This window comes from Chryseobacterium tongliaonense (genome assembly GCF_041224435.1).
Taxonomy (GTDB): domain Bacteria; phylum Bacteroidota; class Bacteroidia; order Flavobacteriales; family Weeksellaceae; genus Chryseobacterium; species Chryseobacterium tongliaoense.
Window position 1 is genome coordinate 133,978 of record NZ_JBGFFD010000003.1, and the last position, 20,998, is coordinate 154,975.

Annotated in this window: 17 protein-coding genes and 2 tRNA genes; 10 read left to right on the forward strand and 9 right to left on the reverse strand. The window is 35.3% G+C overall.

Annotated features, from left to right (window positions below):
- Nucleotides 1-116 precede the first annotated feature (116 nt).
- Nucleotides 117-1,079 (forward strand): YpdA family putative bacillithiol disulfide reductase, encoded by a 963-nt coding sequence (locus tag AB8P06_RS08090; protein ID WP_369840317.1) that lies wholly within the window; start codon nucleotides 117-119, stop codon nucleotides 1,077-1,079.
- A gap of 359 nt (nucleotides 1,080-1,438) precedes the next feature.
- Here the strand turns inward: AB8P06_RS08090 and AB8P06_RS08095 are convergent, their stop codons facing one another.
- The 5 genes from AB8P06_RS08095 to fbp form a co-directional block, all read right to left on the reverse strand.
- Complete coding sequence (locus tag AB8P06_RS08095; RefSeq protein ID WP_369840319.1) at nucleotides 1,439-3,400, reverse strand: TonB-dependent receptor; 1,962 nt, start codon at nucleotides 3,398-3,400, stop codon at nucleotides 1,439-1,441.
- A gap of 215 nt (nucleotides 3,401-3,615) precedes the next feature.
- Nucleotides 3,616-4,785 (reverse strand): MFS transporter, encoded by a 1,170-nt coding sequence (locus AB8P06_RS08100; protein ID WP_369840966.1) that lies wholly within the window; start codon nucleotides 4,783-4,785, stop codon nucleotides 3,616-3,618.
- 288 nt (nucleotides 4,786-5,073) lie between these two features.
- Nucleotides 5,074-6,747 (reverse strand): glutamine--tRNA ligase/YqeY domain fusion protein, encoded by a 1,674-nt coding sequence (locus AB8P06_RS08105; protein ID WP_369840321.1) that lies wholly within the window; start codon nucleotides 6,745-6,747, stop codon nucleotides 5,074-5,076.
- A gap of 527 nt (nucleotides 6,748-7,274) precedes the next feature.
- The gene (locus AB8P06_RS08110; protein WP_369840323.1) at nucleotides 7,275-8,279 is read right to left on the reverse strand and encodes an o-succinylbenzoate synthase; all 1,005 of its coding nucleotides are present in this window, start codon (nucleotides 8,277-8,279) and stop codon (nucleotides 7,275-7,277) included.
- Entirely contained in the window at nucleotides 8,280-9,296 is a 1,017-nt protein-coding gene (gene fbp / locus AB8P06_RS08115; RefSeq protein ID WP_369840325.1) for a class 1 fructose-bisphosphatase, read from the reverse strand. It abuts the gene before it with no gap.
- A gap of 314 nt (nucleotides 9,297-9,610) precedes the next feature.
- On the opposite strand from fbp, the gene AB8P06_RS08120 reads away from it, so the two are divergent.
- From AB8P06_RS08120 to AB8P06_RS08135, 4 genes are all read left to right on the forward strand, one after another.
- Nucleotides 9,611-10,849: an aspartate kinase gene (locus AB8P06_RS08120; protein WP_369840327.1), complete on the forward strand. Its 1,239-nt coding sequence runs from the start codon at nucleotides 9,611-9,613 to the stop codon at nucleotides 10,847-10,849.
- Nucleotides 10,850-10,871: 22 nt separating this feature from the next.
- Nucleotides 10,872-12,713 carry a bifunctional lysophospholipid acyltransferase family protein/GNAT family N-acetyltransferase gene (locus tag AB8P06_RS08125; protein WP_369840329.1) on the forward strand — a complete coding sequence of 614 codons (1,842 nt, stop codon included), beginning with the start codon at nucleotides 10,872-10,874 and terminating at the stop codon, nucleotides 12,711-12,713.
- 108 nt (nucleotides 12,714-12,821) lie between these two features.
- A tRNA-Phe gene (locus AB8P06_RS08130) sits at nucleotides 12,822-12,894 on the forward strand.
- Nucleotides 12,895-13,013: 119 nt separating this feature from the next.
- A tRNA-Phe gene (locus AB8P06_RS08135) sits at nucleotides 13,014-13,086 on the forward strand.
- A gap of 304 nt (nucleotides 13,087-13,390) precedes the next feature.
- On the opposite strand, the gene AB8P06_RS08140 is transcribed toward AB8P06_RS08135, so the two are convergent.
- On the reverse strand, nucleotides 13,391-13,933 hold the full coding sequence (locus AB8P06_RS08140; protein ID WP_369840331.1) for a hypothetical protein: 543 nt from the start codon (nucleotides 13,931-13,933) through the stop codon (nucleotides 13,391-13,393).
- Nucleotides 13,934-14,185: 252 nt separating this feature from the next.
- Here AB8P06_RS08140 and AB8P06_RS08145 point away from each other — a divergent pair, with 252 nt between their 5' ends.
- Nucleotides 14,186-14,980: a winged helix-turn-helix domain-containing protein gene (locus tag AB8P06_RS08145; RefSeq protein WP_369840333.1), complete on the forward strand. Its 795-nt coding sequence runs from the start codon at nucleotides 14,186-14,188 to the stop codon at nucleotides 14,978-14,980.
- 10 nt (nucleotides 14,981-14,990) lie between these two features.
- Here the strand turns inward: AB8P06_RS08145 and AB8P06_RS08150 are convergent, their stop codons facing one another.
- The gene (locus AB8P06_RS08150) at nucleotides 14,991-15,239 is read right to left on the reverse strand and encodes a redox-active disulfide protein 2 (protein WP_369840335.1); all 249 of its coding nucleotides are present in this window, start codon (nucleotides 15,237-15,239) and stop codon (nucleotides 14,991-14,993) included.
- 4 nt (nucleotides 15,240-15,243) lie between these two features.
- Entirely contained in the window at nucleotides 15,244-15,840 is a 597-nt protein-coding gene (locus AB8P06_RS08155) for a hypothetical protein (protein ID WP_369840337.1), read from the reverse strand.
- Between the two features lie 183 nt (nucleotides 15,841-16,023).
- On the opposite strand from AB8P06_RS08155, the gene AB8P06_RS08160 reads away from it, so the two are divergent.
- A complete protein-coding gene (locus AB8P06_RS08160) occupies nucleotides 16,024-16,770 on the forward strand; it encodes a ThiF family adenylyltransferase (RefSeq protein WP_369840339.1) in 747 nt (248 codons plus the stop codon).
- Here the strand turns inward: AB8P06_RS08160 and AB8P06_RS08165 are convergent.
- Nucleotides 16,765-17,523, reverse strand: a complete 759-nt coding sequence (locus AB8P06_RS08165) for a response regulator transcription factor (protein WP_369840341.1) — start codon at nucleotides 17,521-17,523, stop codon at nucleotides 16,765-16,767. The two genes, AB8P06_RS08160 and AB8P06_RS08165, sit on opposite strands and share 6 nt — an antisense overlap.
- Before the next feature lie 115 nt (nucleotides 17,524-17,638).
- On the opposite strand from AB8P06_RS08165, the gene AB8P06_RS08170 reads away from it, so the two are divergent.
- The 3 genes from AB8P06_RS08170 (at nucleotide 17,639) to AB8P06_RS08180 (ending at nucleotide 20,956) form a co-directional block, all read left to right on the forward strand.
- Nucleotides 17,639-18,295 (forward strand): hypothetical protein, encoded by a 657-nt coding sequence (locus tag AB8P06_RS08170; protein WP_369840343.1) that lies wholly within the window; start codon nucleotides 17,639-17,641, stop codon nucleotides 18,293-18,295.
- A 27-nt stretch (nucleotides 18,296-18,322) separates the two neighbouring features.
- Nucleotides 18,323-20,707 carry a TonB-dependent receptor domain-containing protein gene (locus AB8P06_RS08175; protein ID WP_369840345.1) on the forward strand — a complete coding sequence of 795 codons (2,385 nt, stop codon included), beginning with the start codon at nucleotides 18,323-18,325 and terminating at the stop codon, nucleotides 20,705-20,707.
- A gap of 81 nt (nucleotides 20,708-20,788) precedes the next feature.
- Nucleotides 20,789-20,956, forward strand: a complete 168-nt coding sequence (locus tag AB8P06_RS08180; protein WP_369840347.1) for a hypothetical protein — start codon at nucleotides 20,789-20,791, stop codon at nucleotides 20,954-20,956.
- Nucleotides 20,957-20,998: the final 42 nt, after the last annotated feature.

Sequence of the window (20,998 nt, forward strand, 5' to 3'; positions counted from 1 at the left end):
ATGATTTTTAATGTCCTATAAAATCACCAAAACTGATGCCAACAAAAATAGGGGTAATAGATAAGTTCTTTTGCCTGTTATAAGCTTAATATGATGGTTTTAAGTAAATTTGTTATATGGAAATTTTAGATATTCTTATTATCGGAGCCGGACCTATTGGTCTTAACTGTGCCCTTGAAGCTAAAAAAAACAACCTCACCTATTTGATCATAGAAAAAGGAACCATTGTCAATTCACTGTACAACTATCCTTTATACATGCGGTTCTTCTCAACTGCTGAAAAGCTGGAAATCGACGAAATTCCGTTTATATCAACAGCGCCTAAACCCGGCAGACAGGAAGCTCTGGAATACTATCAGGGAATTGCAAGACAGAAGAATCTCCATATCAATTTATATGAAAAAGTAGTAAAAGTTTCAAAAGATAATGATGTATTTGAAATTGAAACCACAAAATCAAAATATGCCGCAAAGAATGTCATTATCTCAACCGGTTTTTATGATATCCCGAATCTGATGAATATTCCGGGAGAAAATCTTCCGAAAGTGAAGCATTATTATACCGAACCTTATCCTTATGCCAAGCAGAAAGTTGTAGTGGTGGGCTCAAGCAATTCAGCGGTGGATGCTGCTTTGGAAACCTATAGAAAAGGAGCGGAAGTCACGATGATCATCAGGCATTCCGAAATATCAAAAAGCGTAAAATATTGGGTAAAACCGGATATTGAAAACAGAATCTCTGAAGGAAGTATCATTGCTCATTTTAATTCTGAAATCTCAGAGGTAAGGGAAAATACGGTTGTATTTAAAGATGAAAACGGACAGGCTCATGAGATTGAAAATGATTTTGTCTTAGCCATGACGGGCTATCTTCCGGATTTTGATTTTTTAAAAAACTCAGGAATTGAATTACAGGGAGATTGCCTGAATCCGCTATATCATCCGGAAACTATGGAAACCAATATTAAAAATCTTTATCTGGCAGGTGTAGTTTGTGGAGGAAAAGATACGCACCTCTGGTTTATTGAAAATTCCAGAATTCATGCTGAGATGATTGTTCGGGATATTGTTTCGAAATAATTTTGTTACAACAGGTAGATTTTTTTATGATCTCGCTGATTTTTGCTGATTAAGCAGATGTTTATGTATTAAGAGTTAAAATTTAAGGTAACTATATACTATTTTACACTTATTTTTTCTTGCCTCTCCGATGGTTTTTATCGCAAAGAAAATGATGAGTCGGACCGATCTAAGATGAGCAAAGTTTTTCAATCTATTAAAATAGATTTCAAAAGAATACTTCATAGCAGCTTTGCTGCCTTCTTTGCTTTTCTTAAAATAAAGCAGTCGAATTTTAAAAGCTTTGCGTTAATAAAAATTGATGAGTGTAAAATAGTATATAGTTGCCAAATTTAATAACTTTGTTTTATTGCTAAGTCTTAAAAATCTATTTTGGCTCCGACGATGAAATTCCTTTTAGCAGCCGGGTTATAAAACCGGTTTCCGAAAGCATTCGTATCAAAGCCCAATACATAATCTGTATTATAAAGATTCTGAATCTGAAGATAGAGATTCAGCCTTGTTTTTTCAAAATTAACGGGAAATCTGAACTGAATATTTCCGACAAAACTCGATTCCGACCATACGGAATTGGCATCATTCAAAGGGGTTTTTGAAGTATAAAAATGGGAATAATCCATTGAGAGTTTTTTAAAGAATACAAAATTCAATAAGCTGTTGATTGTTGTTGCAGGAACTCCGGTCAGATCATTTCCGGAAAACACCTGATTGTTTCCAGCATAATCTTCAAATTTAAAGTTGTAGAAACTTCCCGAGACCCTGAATTTAAAACGGCTCAGAAAATCATTCTGAAAGCTAAAGCTTTTAGATTCCAAAAGTATTTCAAGTCCTTTCTGCACGGTGCTTCCCTGATTCACAAAAAATTCCTGGCCAGCTTCATTCTGCCTTCTTACAATAACATTTTTCATCCGGAAATCAAAATAACCTGCTTCAATGAAAATCATGTTTCCAAACTGTTTGCGTACACCAAATTCTTTATTCCATCCATATTCCGGAACAAGGTTCAGATTAAATTGCTGGTCTGAAGAACGGATTTCCTCGTTGGTTGGAGCAGAGTTTCCTTTTCCAGCCTTCACCCGTACTGAAAATCCTTTTCCTAATTGATAAGTAATTCCAAAATTGGGAAGCCATTGATTTTTAAAATGTATTTTCCCTTTCCCGGAGGTCGGGTATAGTCTTTCCCAATCGTATGAATTGGAGTTAAGACTTATGGAAATATCTGTAAACAGCTTTTCAGCAATATTGAATTTCTGTGAAAGAAAATAAAACCCGGAAGTATTTTTAAGCTGATCAAAATTCTGTGGATTGCCTTCATTTCCTCCGTGATTATCGTAATTTTTAATAAGAATATCATTGATTCCGCTTTCAAAACCCAATCTCCAGGCTAATGAAATTGCACGCCAGTTTTTCTCATAATTGAGATGAGTCCTTAAAGCGAAATTCTTCTCAAAACGGTTTTCAAAATTGGTGATAAAAGGGTTTTCAAAATCAACATACGAGCCCTGAATTAAAATAAAATGGGATAACTGTGGGTTTAAATTATACTCATGTGAAACTCCGGCTAAAATCATTCTGTTCCGGATTCCTGCATTTTGTTCTGCAGCACCTGGAAGTGTTGCTGTTGCCGGTCTGGCCTGCTTTCTGTCTATTTGCATCTGCTCAAGGGTAAGCCCGCCCGGAGTCTGATAATTTAGGTCAGAAAATAAAAGCATTGCATGTAACGATGCTTTTTCTGTATATTGAAACCGGTCTTTTAAAAAAATCAGTTTTCTCTCAACCGCAGATTGTTTCCTGTAAGAATCAGTTCTGTAATAATTTTCGAAAATCTCAAAAAAATGCTTTCCTGATTGTTTTGAGAAATTAAAACTCTGATTAAAAGTTCCGTAACTTCCTGTAGCCAGATTCACAGACACATGATCAGCTTTTCTTGTCTGAAGCAGAAGCGTTCCACCGGTTACAGCCCCGTAATCACCACTTTCAGGTCCTTTATAAATCTCCATTCTGTCGATCAGCTCGGGAGAAATAACATTAAAATAAGTATTTCCCGAGGCATCCGACAAAATAAAATCGTCAAGATAAACTTTGATATTCCGGACTCCAAAAGGTGAACGTAAAGTGCTTCCCCGCAAAGAAATCCTATAGCTTGCCGGGGAACGTTCTTCCATTCTGGCACCTGCAATCTGGTTAACGGATTCCAACATTCTCTCAGGCGTATTCTGGTTAAGAAGATTTTCCGAAACCACAGCAACCGACTTTGTAGAAGTGATAAAAGGAACCGGTTTTTTATAGGCATCAATTCTCACCTCAGAAATTAAACCCACAGAATCTCCTCTTTTTTGCGAAAAGAGAACCGAACTGCAGAATATCAGAATTAAGAAACCGTATTTTGTCATCAATACAAAGCTAGGAGTTTATTTAAAATGAATGAAATCTGTTTTTGTATTTATGTATTCATGTATTAACGTATTGATGATTAATTCCTAAGTATAAAGTATATTATCAACACCACCAACTCATGACTCATAACTCATAACTCCTAACTTCTATCAGCTTTATCTTTAAGCATCCACGGCACAACAAAATAAAAGGCTACCGCAATAACGGTTGCCAGAGCTCCCGTTCCAAGCCATAAAACCGTGAACCCGAATTTCTCCGCAATCAGGGTTCCTACATAAGGTGTAATGATAAATGCAATGGAAAATGATATTCCGTTCAGTCCCATATAAGCTCCTTTATTATTTTCTCCGGAGCGCAAGGCTGTAATGGTCGACATGAAAGGCAACGTCCAGATTTCTCCGATACACAATATCGTCATGGATACTATCAGTGTAATCATACTGTAATCAAATGCCATCATTGCATAAGAAAACCCGCATAAGAAAGTTCCTAAGAGCATGGTAGATGCAAGCTTAAAATATTTTTCGGCAATTTGTACAAATGCCATTTCCAGCAGCACGATCAGGAAACCGCTGTATCCTAAAATAAATCCTATACTCTGCTGGCTCAGGTGTGCCGTATCTTTGTAGAAAATCGTCAATGTGCTGAATAACTGGAAAAAGCATATGGAAAAGAGCATACAAAAGAAACAGTAAATTAAGAACTTACTGTCGCGGTATGGCGAATTTTCTTTTTTAATCAATACAGCTTCTTTTATTTTTTTAGCTTTTCTTGCAGCCAGTTTATTTCGCTTCCCGAAGAACCAGATATACATCAGACCTGCCAGTAAAGCTCCCAAAGCATTGCTGAAAAATAAAAACTCATAAGAAATGGCCGATAAAATCCCACCCAGAGCCGGGCCAATAGAAAATCCCAGATTTACGGCCATACGGTTCAGCGAGAATGCTCTCGTAATATTTTCAGGCTTTGCATATTTGGTAATAGCCACCGAGTTAGCCGGACGAAAAGCTTCACTTACAATACTCTGAACCAGAATAATACCGGCCAGTCCCACTTCTGTTTTAAACAGCGGGATCAGACAAAACAACGGTACGCTGAGCAACAGGCTTAAGCTCTGTACCCGGTATTCCCCGATTTTATCTGTAATCATTCCTCCGAGCCAGGAACCGAGTACCGATCCTATTCCGAAAAAGCTCAGGATAATTCCTGAATTTTCAATGCTAAAATGCAGGTGAGCCGTCATGTATACTCCCAAAAACGGAAGCACCATCGATCCGGACCGGTTGATGAGCATTACCAATGCCAACATCCAACTTTCCTGGGAAAGCCCTTTAAATGAACTTGTATATATATGTAATAGTTTCACAATTTTAAATTTTGTATTTGGTTAACACAAAGAGCAAAGATTAATAATCCATCTATCATTGATCAGATTTGTCACATTACAATTAATTTTCTTTGCATATCCTTGCAGCTATATAATTAAAAGTTTCCGATACATTTCTATCATTTAATTTCGAAAACACTAAACTGACAATAAAAAAACAGAGCCTAAAAATTAAGCCCTGTTTCTTTAATATATTGATATCAATAATTTTTACTCCGGCTTATAAGAGTCTTTTAATGTTACAGTACGGTTGAATACCAGATTTGTATCCGTAGAATCCTGATCTTTCGTAAAATATCCTATTCTCTGGAACTGTAAAGGTTCTCCAACAGCCACATCTTTTAAACCAGGCTCAGCAAATCCTTTAATAATCCTCACCGATTCAGGGTTGATGAAATCAAGAAAATCCACATCTTTCTCAGCATCAGGCTGTTCAACAGTGAATAAATTTTCAAAAATTCTTACTTCCACAGGAATTGCATGTTTTGCAGATACCCAGTGTAATGTACCTTTTACTTTTCTTAAGCTTTCTTCAGTTCCGCTTCCTGACTTACTTTTTTCATCGTAAGTAGCGTAAATTGTGGTAATTTCTCCATTTTCATCCTTCTCCACTCTTTCAGCTTTGATGATGTATGCAGATTTTAAACGCACTTCACCGCCTAATTTTAATCTGAAAAATTTATTATTGGCTTCTTCTTTGAAATCTTCACGCTCAATGTATAATTCTCTTGAGAATGGAATTTCTCTTGTTCCGGCACCTTCCTGTTCAGGATTGTTTTCAGTTTCCACCCATTCTTCTTTCCCTTCAGGATAGTTCTCGATCACCAATCTGACCGGATCTACGACCGCCATGACACGTTTAGCCACTTTGTTAAGATCTTCACGGACACTGAAATCCAATAACTGAATTTCGATCAGGTTTTCTCTTTTTGCAACTCCTACTCTTTCAATAAAATTCCTGATGGAAGCAGGTGTAAAACCTTTTCTTCTCATTCCGGAGATCGTAGGCATCCTTGGATCATCCCAACCCGTCACTACCTTTTCAGCGACAAGTCTTTGAAGCTTTCTTTTGGATGTGATCATATAAGAGACATTCATCCTTGCAAATTCTCTCTGCTTTGGTGCTACTTTAGATTCATCATATACCTGATCCAGATACCAGTTATAAAGTGGTCTGTGGTTTTCAAATTCTAAAGAGCACAATGAATGTGATACTTGTTCCAAATAGTCGGATTCACCATGAGCCCAATCATACATCGGGTAAATTTTCCATTCGGTACCTGTTCTGTGGTGTGGTCTTTTTAAAATTCTGTACATCACAGGGTCACGCATGTTCATATTCGGTGAAAGCATATCGATTTTTGCACGTAGAGACATGGCACCTTCTTCAAATTCACCGTTCTTCATTCTTTCGAATAAGTCTAAAGACTCTTCAACAGGACGATTTCTATAAGGCGATTCAACACCGGGTTCTGCAGGATTCTTTCTCTGCTCGGTGATCACTTCTGATGGTTGCTCATCTACATATGCCTTCCCTTCCTTGATCAGTTGAACGGCCCAATCATAAAGCTGCTGGAAGTAGTCTGATGCATACAATTCTTTATCCCATTTGAAACCAAGCCATTCAACGTCTTTTTTAATAGAATCTACAAATTCCTGCTCTTCTTTTTCAGGGTTTGTATCATCGAAACGCAGGTTTACGGGAGCATTGTATTTTTCACCCAAACCAAAGTTGATGCAGATGGCTTTTGTATGCCCTACATGCAGGTATCCGTTTGGTTCAGGGGGAAAACGGAAACGGATCTGATTTTGATTCAAACCGTTTGCCAGATCATCTTCAATAATTTGCTCAATAAAATTGAGTGATTTTTTTTCTTCTTCCATTAAGTTAGCTTTTATTTATGCAAAAAAAGTTTCACAAAGTTAGGGAAAATTTAGGGTTTACGAAAGCGATGATTAAATGCCAACATTCAATAATTCAATATTTTTTCAAAAAATATCAATCAACAATTCGGGTTTGAAGTAAAATCCAAAGATAATTTATGAAGTTTATAAAAAATATCCCATTTTATAAAAAAAATGATATTCCGAGCTGTATTTGGGGTTATAAATCTAGTTTTCAGCAGATTAAAAGAAAATGAGAATATTTTTATAATAATCAGTTAACAATCTGTTAAAATATAATTATTAATAAATTTTTATGTTAAAAATTATCAATAATCAAAATTTGGCATAAAGATTGCTTATTTCTAGGAATAGAGAATTAACCAAATCCATTAAATTTTCCATCATGAAAAAGTTTAAGCTAAAGTTTTCTCATTTATTAGAGAACATCAAGAAAGCAATCTTCGTTACCGAAGAGATTTAATTAGACTTTAACTGGAAAAAGTAACACAGTTTCCAGGGTATCATCATGCTTTAAAAAGCAATTGTTCCCCTCGCAAATCCAAATGATTATCAAAATTATTAGTAAATAAGCCTCCTGTGCCCAGGCCTTGAGGCATTTTACTTTTTTTAGTATAGGTATACTGTGCTATGGCGTTTAAACCGATATTACTTTCAAGCGCGGAAGTGATCCACCAGTTTATGTTTTGTTTTTCAGCAAGAGAAATCCATTCGTCAGAACCTGAAAAACCTCCTACCAAAGCCGGTTTAAGAATAATATATTGAGGTTTTATAGTTTCTAAAAGCCTTTCTTTTTCATCGCAATCAGTAATTCCTATTAATTCTTCATCCAAAGCAATCGGCGTTGGAGTTTGGGCACATAATTCCTTCATATCATTCCGGTTCCCGGCTTTAATCGGTTGCTCGATGGAATGAATATTCAGGTCTGCCAGTTGCTGCAAAACTATTTTGGATTCCTCAGTACTGAATCCGCCATTGGCATCCACTCTCAATTCTAATTTTTCTTTCGAAAATTTAGCTCTTAGCTTCTGAAGGATTTCATGCTCCGATTTCCAGTTTACACCTATTTTCAATTTAATACAATGGAAACCCTGATCCAGCTTATCCTGAATCTGTTCTTCCATATAATTAACATCTCCCATCCATATTAAACCATTGATTATTATCGGAGATTGTCCATTAGTAAATTCGCTTGGAAAATAGAGATTGCTCCCGTATCTCAGATTACGCATCGCCTGTTCGTATCCGAACCAAAGTGACGGAAATTCTTTTAATTCTTTTTTTAGAAACTCAGCATCATTCTGAATATTTTGACAAAGCCACTGTAGCTTTTCTTCATAATCCGGTCTGTCATCAAAGCTCAGTCCTCTGAAAACTGCACATTCCCCTGTACCTTTTTTATCATTCTCTGAAACTTCAAGAATAAAGGTTTCTTTTTCAGACAAAACGCCTCGAGATGTTCCACTCGGGCGTTTGAATTGTAATAAATATTTAAAATATTCTGCTTTCATTTATTTTACACTATCGATTCGCATAAACTCCTCTGCTTTTTCCACCATATCGATACTTCCGCAGAAAAACGGAATTCTTTGATGCAATTCTGTAGGTTCTATTTCCAGAATTCTTTGAAATCCGTCTGTAGCTTTTCCTCCGGCCTGCTCAGCTAAAAATGCCATCGGATTACATTCATATAGTAATCTTAATTTACCATTCGGAGCCTGAGAATAGGAAGGATAAATATAAATTCCGCCTTTCAGCATGTTTCTATGGAAATCAGCTACTAAAGATCCGATATATCTTGAGGTATATGGCCTGTCACCTTCTTCCATCTGGCAATATTTAAGGTAGTTTTTAACTCCCTGTGGAAATTTAATATAGTTTCCTTCGTTGATAGAATAGATTTTACCCGTTTTAGGGAACTTCATATTAGGATGAGAAAGATAATAGGTTCCCAGGGACGGATCCAGTGTAAATCCGTTTACTCCATTTCCTGTTGTATAAACAATCATTGTTGATGAACCGTAAATCACATAACCTGCTGCAATCTGGTTAACGCCTTTTTGTAAAAAATCTTCCAGCTGAACCGGAGTTCCTGGTTCCGTAACTCTTCTGTAAATAGAAAAGATCGTTCCTACCGAAACATTTACGTCAATATTTGAAGACCCGTCAAGAGGATCGATCAATACAACATATTTACTTAAATGCCCATTCTCACCACATTTAATATCAATAAAATCATCATTTTCCTCGGAAGCAATTCCACACACCACTTCTCTCTGTGACAATGCAGTAATAAAGATATCATTGGCGATCACATCAAGCTTCTGCTGCTCTTCGCCCTGAATATTTTCATTTCCTGCTTTACCTATAATATCTGCAATTCCAGCCTTGTTTACTTCCCTGTTTACCACTTTTGAAGCCAATCTTATTGCACTGAGAAGACGAGAAAATTCCCCCGTAGAGTACTGAAAGTCGTCCTGTTTATCAATAAGAAATTCCCCTAAAGTCTGTAATGGTTGATCTGACATATTTTACTTTTTATGTTTTCACCAAATTTCGTAAAATTTATAACAATGGAAAGAATTTTCTTTCAAAATAGCTTAACAACTGTTTTTCAACACAATACACCAATATATATTTGTAACATTGAGATGACATCTTTACAATTAATCACCAATATAGGACACCGGGGAAAAGGAATTCCTGCAATCACACTCATTTTAATAAAATCTTAATTGCCTGTCTCCGCTGCCTCTTTCATATCTCATTGTAAATTTATAATTTTGACCTCCGTAAAAAACTCAACTAATTTTTATCTAACAATTTTATTTTTAACAATTTAATGAAAATTTTCAAGTTTGGTGGGGCGTCTGTAAGAGATGCCGAAAGTGTAAAAAATGTATCTATGGTTTTAAAAAGCCAGGGATTTGCCAAGTGTTTGCTGGTTATTTCAGCGATGGGCAAAACAACTAATGAATTGGAAAAAGTAGTAGAGCTTTATTTCAAGAAGGATAACTATCAAACTGAAATTGAAAAGATAAAACGAAAACACATCGAAATCTCACAGGGCTTATTTCCTGAAAACCACGCTGTTTTTGCAGAAATCAACCTGTTTTTTGATGATATTGATTCTTTTTTGAGAAGAAATAAATCGCCTAATTACAGCTTTGTCTATGATCAGGTGGTAAGCTGCGGAGAAATGATTTCCACTAAGATTGTAAGTGAATATTTAAATGAAATACAGTTTACCAATCAATGGTTGGATGCAAGAGATTATATAAAAACGGATAATTCATATCAGGAAGGTGTTGTAGACTGGACAAGAACTGAAGAGTTTATGTCTACCCTCAACCCGGAAATCTGCTATGTAACGCAAGGTTTCATCGGTTCTGATGAGAATAATTTCACGGTAACACTGGGAAGAGAAGGTTCCGACTATTCTGCTGCTATTTTTGCTTATTGCCTGAATGCTGATGCGATGACGATATGGAAAGATGTTCCGGGAGTGATGACTGGTGACCCGAGAAAATTCAAGGATGTAAGCCTTCTGTCCCATATCTCTTATGAGGAGGCTATTGAAATGGCCTATTATGGAGCAAGTGTAATTCACCCGAAAACATTGCAACCACTACAGCAAAAAAATATTCCTTTTTATGTAAAATCTTTCGTTGATCCTACAAAAGAAGGGACAAAAGTAGGTGCTTCAAGCGAGAATCAACAGGAGGAATCTTATATTTTAAAAGAAAATCAAACGTTGCTGAAAATTTCCACAAGAGATTTTTCTTTCATTGCAGAAGACCATATGAGTTTAATTTTCGGATATTTGTCAAAATATAAAATTAAAGTTTCTCTGATGCAGAATTCAGCAATTTCATTAGCTTTATGTTTGGAAGATAAATTCCATACCATAGATGAGCTTAATGAAGAGCTTCAAAAGGTTTTTAAAACTGAGGTAATGAAAAATGTATCTTTATTTACGGTACGAAATGCGAAGATTGATAATATTGATAAATTTTACCAGGAAAAAAGTGTTTTATTAGAGCAGATCTCAAAAAATACACTTCAAATGGTAACACAATAAAACTAATAGCGACTAAAAACACATGAGTTTAATTTCGAAAAACGATTTAATTAAAGCTTCCGGCTTGAGTAAAATAGGATTCCTGAAGAACCCTGTAGCATCTGCTGTGATGAGCCTTACTAAAATAAACGAAGTAAATAAGCTGTATGATAAGCTCAAAGATAAGGAAGGTAAAGACTTTTTCGACTCATTTGTAAGAGAGAGAAACTTAAGTTATATCGCTTTTGAAGAAGATTTAGCCAAAATCCCGAAAACAGGACCTTTTATTCTTGTTTCCAATCATCCGCTTGGGGCAATTGACGGGATTTTAATGTGCAAAATTTTATCAGAAGTTCGTCCGGATTTCAAAGTAATGGGTAATTTTCTTCTGGAGAAAATAAAACCCATGGAACCGTATGTAATTTCTGTAAACCCTTTTGAAAACAGAAAAGAAGCTTACAGCAGCTCATCCGGAATGCGTGAAACATTAAAGCATCTTCAGAACGGAGGCTGTGTAGGTATTTTTCCGGCAGGGGAAGTTTCCAACAAGAACAACCCGTACGGAGAAATTTTAGATAGAGAATGGGAAAAACCGGCCCTTAAGCTGATAAAAATGGCAAAAGTGCCGGTAGTTCCTATGTATTTCCATGCGAAGAACAGCCGCCTGTTTTATCAGATTGCAAAACTCCATCCGAATTTGCAGACCCTGATGCTTCCTTCGGAAATGATGAATGAAAGGGAAAAACCGATCCGTATCAGAATCGGAAAGCCTATTGCTGTAAAAGCGATGGATGATATGGAAACTATTGAAGAGCTTGGAGAATTCCTCAAACGTAAGGTATACATGATGAAATCTTACTATGAAAAAAGGAAATCTCTTGCCCAGGCTATTAATCTTCAGAACCTTTCATTAAAATTCCCTTTACTGAAGGAGGAAAATATTGTTCAGAATATCATAGACGAGACTCCAAAAGAGGATATTATTCATGATATCAGCAAACTGAAAGGCACTGATAAAATGCTTTTCAGCAATGGCAATTATGAAATTTATTTTACTACCTATGAAGAAATTCCTTCTGTAATGAGGGAAATTGGCCGTCAGAGAGAACTTACGTTCCGTGCTGTTGGCGAAGGCAGTAATCTTCCTTTTGACCTTGATGAATATGATAAACATTATCATCATCTTTTCCTTTGGGATAATGCGGAGGAAAAACTGGTCGGAGCTTACAGAATGGCTCTGGGTAAAGATGTGATGAAAAAATATGGGATTAAAGGGTTCTACACCAGTTCTTTATTTGAATTCGAGCAGGACATTCACCCTTTCTTTAAAAAGGTAATTGAAATGGGACGTGCATACATCTGCCAGGAATACCAGCAGAAACCACTTCCGCTTTTCCTTTTGTGGCGTGGGATTGTACATGTGTGTTTAAGAAATCCTGATCATAAGTTTTTGATGGGTGGTGTAAGTATTTCCAATAAATTTTCGGAGTTTTCAAAATCTCTGATGATCGAATTTATGCGTTCGAATTATTACGATGGTGCAGTTGCACAGTACATCACTCCCAGAAATGAATATAAAGTAAAACTCAGAGACCGGGATAAAAATATCTTCTTTGAGGAAATGGAATCTGACCTTAACAAGCTCGATAAAATCATTGATGACCTTGAACCGGAGCTAAGACTGCCTGTTTTAATCAAAAAATACATCAAACAAAATGCAAAAGTAATTGCATTTAATGTAGATCCGAACTTTAATGATGCGATTGACGGGCTGATGTACATCCGCATCAGTGACCTTCCGGAAAGCACGATTAAGCCTGTATTAGAGGAAATGAGCGAACAAATCAGAAAAGAACAGGAAAATAATCCGGCTGAAAATCAATAGGTTTTATTTTTCTCCGAAAAAAACTCCGTTAATACTTGCTTCATATATGAAAACTTCTTACTTTTGCAACACTTTAAAACAACGAAGTAAGACAAACAAAAATATAATGGTTTCTTAGCTCAGTTGGTAGAGCAATGGATTGAAAATCCATGTGTCCCTGGTTCGATTCCTGGAGAAACCACAAACCGCCTGAATAAGGCGGTTTTTTATTCCACTTGTAAAAAAAACATTTGGAGAATATTATAAAAATTATTATTTTTGCACCCACTTTAAACGACAAAGTAAGACAACAAACTATATGGTTTCTTAGCTCAGTTGGTAGAGCAATGGATTGAAAATCCATGTGTCCCTGGTTCGATTCCTGGAGAAACCACAAGAAATTAGATATTTCTAATAATCCCCTCAAATTGTATGATTTGAGGGGATTTTATTTTGGTAATAGCCTAAACTGCCTACTTTCATTTTGTATTCTTTTGATGGTAACCCTGAACAACAAAAAAGCCTTTAAACATTAGCATTTAAAGACTCTTTGATTTTATTTGGTTTCTATCTGGCGGAGAAGGAGGAACTATAGTCGAACCTTATTCCCTTTTCTGGAAACAATAAATAATTAATTAACAATCTATAACGCCAAAATCAAGTAAAACTGAAATACACTTTATCTTACTTGAAATTATTCAGCAGCCGCCTTTGCTGGGAACACGTTTATAAATTTTTTTACTATCTCGTTCTACATAGTCGCCCGATACGATTGGATATGAATACTTGGGTGCGTACAATACACTATGACTTCTTATAATTATTTTGTCGTTAACTTTCAGGCTATGCAATTGCTGAAATTCATTAGAATTTTCTAACCCAAAACTGAGAATATAATCTTCGTCATTAATTCTGATCATCATTCCAAAACCTAATCGTGATCCCGGCGGAAGAGAAAGAGAGGTTACAACAGCTTCCATATTCATAGAATACCTTACCTGATTTCTTATTTTAGCAGCACCGTCAAGCACTTTTTTACCTTCGGGAGACGCTTTCCATTTTTGGAACTTTATGCCATCTGGGGTAGCCTCCCATTTTTTCAATTCGGTTTTCATTTCAGCAGCAGAGAGTGGCTTTTGGGCCGACTTTTTAAAAGTTTCATTTTTGATTTCGCGATTAGCAAATACCAGTCCGCTTACCACAACCAGCGGTAAGATCAGAGCATAAATAAATTTTCTCATATTTTTATAGATTTAATTGACAGATACGTTTAAGGCATTTCTTTTATTTTTCGTATCTTTTGAAGTTGATGCAACAAAGATACTTTGATAGTGTTCAGACGAAGGAACCTGGATTGTAAATAATAGTGTAACCTTTGTAAATAAATTGTAAATGGTATGTCTCAAAACCGAAATCTTCTCTCCGGGAAACGCAAGTACCTGTTTGGATTGATATTGCTCTCGTTTATCTCTTTGATTTGTGTGGCATTCAGCATGACCAGCAGTGACGATTTTGATATCGCCAGGAGAGAAGTTTTGCTTCGAAGGATAGGAGATGAATTACTCACGCAGTCGGGTGACAGTAAATCAAGGGTGCTTCCGATACAAAAGATTGCAGAAAATGAATACCAGATCAGGTTTGAGAATGAGCTTACTTTTAAACCGGAATCGCTGGTGAATACTACCCGACGTTTATTGGCCAAAGATCCTCTCGCACGTGATTATGTAGTTAACGTTCTGAACTGTGGCAACTCCAGTGTAGCCTATGGATACGCTATATCCAATAATAAAAAAGATGATATCATAGCTTGTAGAGGAAGAGTGCAGCCCAAAGGATGTTACATGATTAACATTAAATTTGAGCCGACCGGAATAAATACAGCAAAGAATGGTTATGTTCTGGGCATCCTGTCATTTTTAGCTTTTGTTGGTTTCATTTTTTTGAGATCGGATAGACCACGAAGAGCTGCACCCGGCGACCAAAACACCAACATTTTAACATTTGGATCAGTCTTGTTTAATGCGCAGGAACAGCAACTGGAAATACATAAAAACATCATAAACCTGACCGGAACGGAAACGCGTCTGCTGCTCATTTTCGCGCAGTCTCCTAACCAGACTATAGAGAGAAGCCGGCTGCAAAAAGAGATATGGGAAGATGAAGGTGTTATTGTAGGACGCAGCCTGGATATGTTTATATCAAAACTTAGAAAAAAACTGGAATTTGATCCTAATATCAAAATTGCTGTTATACGCGGTAAAGGATATAAGCTTGAAATTAGCTCTTAAGAAGAATCTCCTATAAATTCCTATCCGATTTTTCTTTCTTTAATTTATTCCAGTTATTAATATTCATAATTAAAACAGGAAGCAAGGCAATAGGAATTACTTTTAAAGCACTGAATCCTTTTTTAAAGGTCAAAAACATTGTGCTTAAAAATAAAAGAACAATGACAGTCATTAGCATAATGGTAAGAACTTTTATCTTCTTTTCGTTATTGATAAGTTCTTCATCGGTATATTTGGAGATTGATTTGGTGTCTTTCATGGTATTATTTTTTCTTAATGACTTCAAATGTATTAATTTTTCCAACAGGTGCTATTTTGATATTTTTATCTCCTTTTGTAACATAAAAGTAATAAGAACTGTTGATGTCGATCATATAGATATCGGTTGTCTCGCCGGATTCGGAAGTGATTTTGTAATTGTATTTTAAATCCTGAGTATTAATTCTCTTTTTAATAATACTGCCTTCACCTAATCCCAGTCCTACAAAAAGAGCGAGAAGTTCAATGGCCACAAGTATTGCAAATATCGGAATCATCGATTTTTGTAATGTTTTTTTATCAACTTCAGAATTTATTTTATAGCTTCCTAACAGCTTTTTGCTCCAGTTTTTATCGCTGTTTTTCACAAGTATTACCTGAAATAAAAAGAAGAAAAGCACAACCGAAATTATTATGATGATCAAAATAGGACTTGAAGCCATATCAGCAATCGGACTGATCAGAATGTCAGTTATGGAGGAATATTTTAAAATATTTATTTCCAGTTGATAAAAAAGAATACTTTCCTTTAAAAGTCCAAGAATGATAAGATATAAATAGCCTAAAGGTAATAATCCTTGGATTTTTTCTAAGTATTTCATTTGTCTAAGATATTATTTTTATCTTAAATTGTTTTAATTAGGTAAATTTCTTTTTTTGGAGATTAAGCAGAAGTTGTATCTCCTACAATTCAGCCTTCCCTCTATTTCTGTTGTTAAAACTTAAAATCCGGAGCAAATTGGTTATATTAGTTAGGAAAACTAAACAACCTAAACAACAGAATCATGGAAGAAAAGTATGTGCGTAACAGAATCTATGTTACAGAAAACGAGCAGGAACTTATAAAAAATTTTCCCATACTGATTGGCGGCTGCGGTATCGGAAGCAATATTGCAGAATGTGCTCTGAGATTTGGCTTTGAAAACCTTACTCTGGTTGACGGGGACCGGATAGAAGAATCCAACCTTAACAGACAGAATTATACTGCACAGGATATTTCTCATTATAAATCCGAAACTCTTTATAAAAGGTTAAAAACCATTAATCCTTCTGCAGATATCAGATACATGACAGAATACATTCATCGTGAAAATGCCAATTCCATCATACAAAACCATAAAGCAGCCATCAACGCCCTTGATTTTTCATCGGATATCCCACTTTATTTCGATGCAAAATGTAGGGAAAATAATATCAACGTTCTACATCCTTATAATCTGGGGTGGGCAGGCCTTGTAGCAGTGATCACCCCGCACTCGGCAAAGCTGGAATCAATTACGGATAAGGATTTTAATGAACTGGAAATGGTACGGTATGTTCTTCGCGATCTTCAATTGAAGGGCAGACCTTATCACTGGCTTGAAAATACTTTGAATGAATATACCAATGAAAATGTAAAAATTTCACCTCCGCAGTTATCTATTGCTTCATGGACTGTTGCCGCAACATGCACTCATCTGCTCTATCTTCTGGCAACCAATAAAGAAGTGAATATATTTCCCGAATATTACCTCCGGTCTGCAGCATCATAATAATTTGTTATTGGTAACAAATGATAAAGCTTCGGAGATATTACTTACCTGCATTTTTTCAAATAATTTTCTCCGGTGAAATTTTATAGTATCCGGAGAAACAAAAATTTTCTCTGCAATCTCATTAATTGTATAGCCTTGAGCATGGTATCTTAAGACGTCCAGCTCACGTTCCGTAAGCTTTATTTTTTCTTCATTCCGCCAAACCCCATCTTTAATATCATACATCCAGTATTGGTTGGTTCCTTGTTTAAAAATGGTAATATTTCCGGATTCAGTATGGGTGGATAGCGAAACAATACACATTGCTTTCCATATTTTACCGTCTTTGGTAAGGAAAAGCGGAGTAAGCTTATGATTAATAAGAATCGCCTTCCCTTTATTCAGAATATGAAAATCATAGGAAATTGTATAGCTCTTACGATCTGTAACAGGTATTTTCTCATAAAAATCAAAACCCAGTTGGTTAATTTTAAGCAGCAGGTTTAAATCCTCTTTTTTCACGTATTTAAAATAAAATTCATAGCCCATATTTTTCACTTCTTCTGCCGTATGACCACAGAGAAATAATGGATTTTCGGATACGTATTCGAAATTTTGATTCTGATAATCAATAATGTATACGCTCATATAGCTGATTCTCGAAAAAGCCTCGGTCACCTCAAGGTAGTTATTCAGCTGCAAGGTTTCTTCGTTTGAAATCTTTCCTACAGTATTTTTTGGAAAAAAGAAGTCATTCACATTTTCATTCATATTCTCAGGTTTGGTTATAGTTTTCTTAATGTTTATTTAATTAATTTAAAAATTCTACACTAAAGTGTAATAATTGACTAAATCAATCCATATAAATTTATGAAAAATAATTCCCATGAACAAGATAAATATCCTGAAATCAGACTCTGATTACAGGAAGCTAGCAGAATTTATTATTAAAGAAAATTATAGTCATCATACAAAGTCCCATATATTTTCAGAAACCAAAACTAAAACTGTATACCATGAAGAACTTTATTATAAAAAAAACTCCATAGTTTATACGCTTCAAGATATTAAGGATGAATTTGTAGGTAGCATCAGGGTATTAAAATGGAACTTTACCGATATTCTACCCATCCAGAAAATATTTTCTATTCACCCTTTTAATGTTTTAAATAAAAATTTTGAAGGAGAAGTATGGCATATCGGAAGGTTTGCCATAAGAAGAAACGAAGGCATTATCCCCTTAAAAAAACTAATGACTCTCGCCATACAGAAAGTCTGTGAAAATAAGGGAAATATAGCCTTTGCCGAATGCGACACCAAATTACTAAAGATATTATATCTGATGGGAATAGAGCCTAAAATAGTAGGACATTCAAAATATTATTTGGGCTCTGAGACCATCCCTGTTTTATTGGAATATGATAATCTTTTACAATTTTATCATAAAAACAAGCATCTGGTATATGAAAATCCAAAAACGGTTATCGAAAAGGATAGAATAAACATCAATCCGGTTTATGAAACAAGTTATGCTTTTATCTAAAATATAATAACCGATGATCAGAAGCTTATGGATGATAGAAGATGGAGATTTTTATTAATTGTTATAGCGTTATGTTTTGGATTTATCGCTCATGCACAAAGTATTGCAGGCCATATTTTCAGTAATTCCAATATAGGATTATCAGATGTTGAAGTTGTTGCCACTTCAGAATCCGGACAGAAACTTTCCGCAATTACCAACGAACAGGGCGAATTTGAAATTAAATTACCTGAAACTGGAAATTATGAAATTGAAGTTATACAAAATGGTGAAAAACTGCTAAGTGAGAAAATAAATATCCTGAATGATATTAAAAAAGATTTTAAAGTTGAAACAATAAAAACGATAGAAGGCGTGGTTATAAGATCCCAAAAGAAATTAATCGAAAGAAAAGTAGACCGCTTGATTTTCAATGTCGAAAATTCTATCGCCGCTGCGGGCGGAGATGCACTTGACGCAATGTCTAAAGTGCCCGGGATCAATGTAATGAATGAGAATATATCCGTCATCGGAAAATCGAATGTAAAGGTTATGATAAATAACAGGATTCTTCAACTCAGCGGAAATGATCTTACTGAATATTTAAAAACCATTAAATCTGATGATATAAAGTCTCTGGAACTCCTTACCAATCCACCATCTAAATATTCGGCAGAAGGTAATTCCGGACTGATCAATATTGTATTAAAAAAGCAGAAAAATGATACCTGGAATGCGTCTGTAAGATCTTTATATCACCAGGCGACTTATCCTACAGGAGCAGCAAGCGGAACCCTGAATTATAATAAGAATAAACTATCTATATTAGCCAATGCAGGATATACGAAAGGTAAAACAGCTCCGGTAGAAACCAATGAAATCTATTATCCGCTTGAAACATGGAAAACAAGAAATAACAGAAAAGATTTATCCGACCGTTTCAACACTCAATTTGGAATAGAATACCAATCCGGTAAAATAACCAACGGAATTAAGTATAACGGTATTTTTTCAAATCCTGAAATACAAGATAATTCTTTTACAGATATTAAAAATACGGCATCCGATTCACTCGTTTCGCAGTTGAATACGAAAGGAATTGGAAAAATAAAAAATCAGTTACATACTTTCAATTACCATTTTATTTATGATATAGATAGTACCGGAAAAAAACTGTCAGCCGATTTTGACTTTCTTCATCTGAATAATAAAACTGACAGAAACTTCACTACACAAAGTAATAATGAGCTGTTGCAGAATTCTCTTGCTCTGGGAAATCAAAAGATTGACAATTATTCTTTAAACATTGATATGGAACATCCTTTAAAGGAAAATGACCTTTATCTTAATTACGGAGCAAGATTTTCTTTTATCAACACAAAAAACAGATACAACCATTTTGATATTATGAATGGTGCTCTGATAGAAAATGCGGGACTTACGGATCATTTTACATTAAAGGAAAATACTCAGGCATTGTACTTTTCTGCAGGAAAAAAATTCACGGCACTTATTGAGGCAAAACTGGGATTGAGAGTTGAAAATACCCAGCTGGAAGGGAATTCTGTGATTAAAAACAGTATTAACAAGAATAATTACATCAAATTTTTTCCGACTTTTTACATTGTTTATAATGCCAATGAATCCAACAGCTATTCTTTTAATTACGGAAAACGAATTAACAGGCCTGCCTTTGATGCTCTTAATCCTTTCCGCTGGATTCTGTCACCTTATACCTATTCAGAAGGAAACCCAATGCTAAAGCCTTCCGTTTCGGATAATTTTGAAATTTCACATACCTATAAAAGCTTACTGATCAGTACGTTTTTTATTAACTTTTTAAAAGACGGATTCAATCAGTTCTCCGTTATTGATCAGGATACCAAAATCAGCAGGATCCGGTATCTCAATTTTATTAATTCTTATGACCTTGGTATTAGTGAAATTTTAAATCTCAATCTCAATAAAAATATAGCTACCAATATTACAGGTGCTGTTTTTTACAGCCATGCCCAATCCTATATTCCTGAAACTCCTGATCAGCTTAACGGCTGGAATGCCAATCTGAGTATCAGCAATGATATTACATTAAACAGTTCAAAAACTGTTTTGTTTAATATCTCTTACAGCATAAGCAGTAAAGGTGTCAATAATATCAATTACGTTACGGGAACCAATCAACTGGATGCTACTCTCAAAATATTATTCTTCAGCAAAAAACTGACAACAGTACTACAGCTTAATGATATATTCAGCAGTAACAGGCCGAGATACACTACCTACAGCAATGGCATAAAAAATACATTTAAAAACTATTACGACAATCGTTTCTTCCGGATAGCTCTCACCTACAATTTTGGTGGAAAGCTGGAAAAGCCCGTTGAAAAAAGGGAAAATAAAAACCAGGAAGAGATCGATCGGACTACAAAATAATTTCTTGCAAGAGAGACCAACAAAGGGGCTAATGTCTATAAACTTTGAACCAAAAACTTAATTTTTTTAAAAAATATTATCATGAAAAAAGCAAAATTTAATGCAAAAGAGTTTTTGAAAGTTAAAAACCTTTCTCCACTAGAACAAAACCAAGTAAGAGGCGGATTCGGAGCACAGGATGCTGACAACGTAGTTGTAGTACGTCAGGTACGTCAGGTACAACAAGTTGTTGTCGTTATACAAGAATAAGCCCAATTCTAATAAGGCAGCAGGGAATTTAATTCTCTGTTG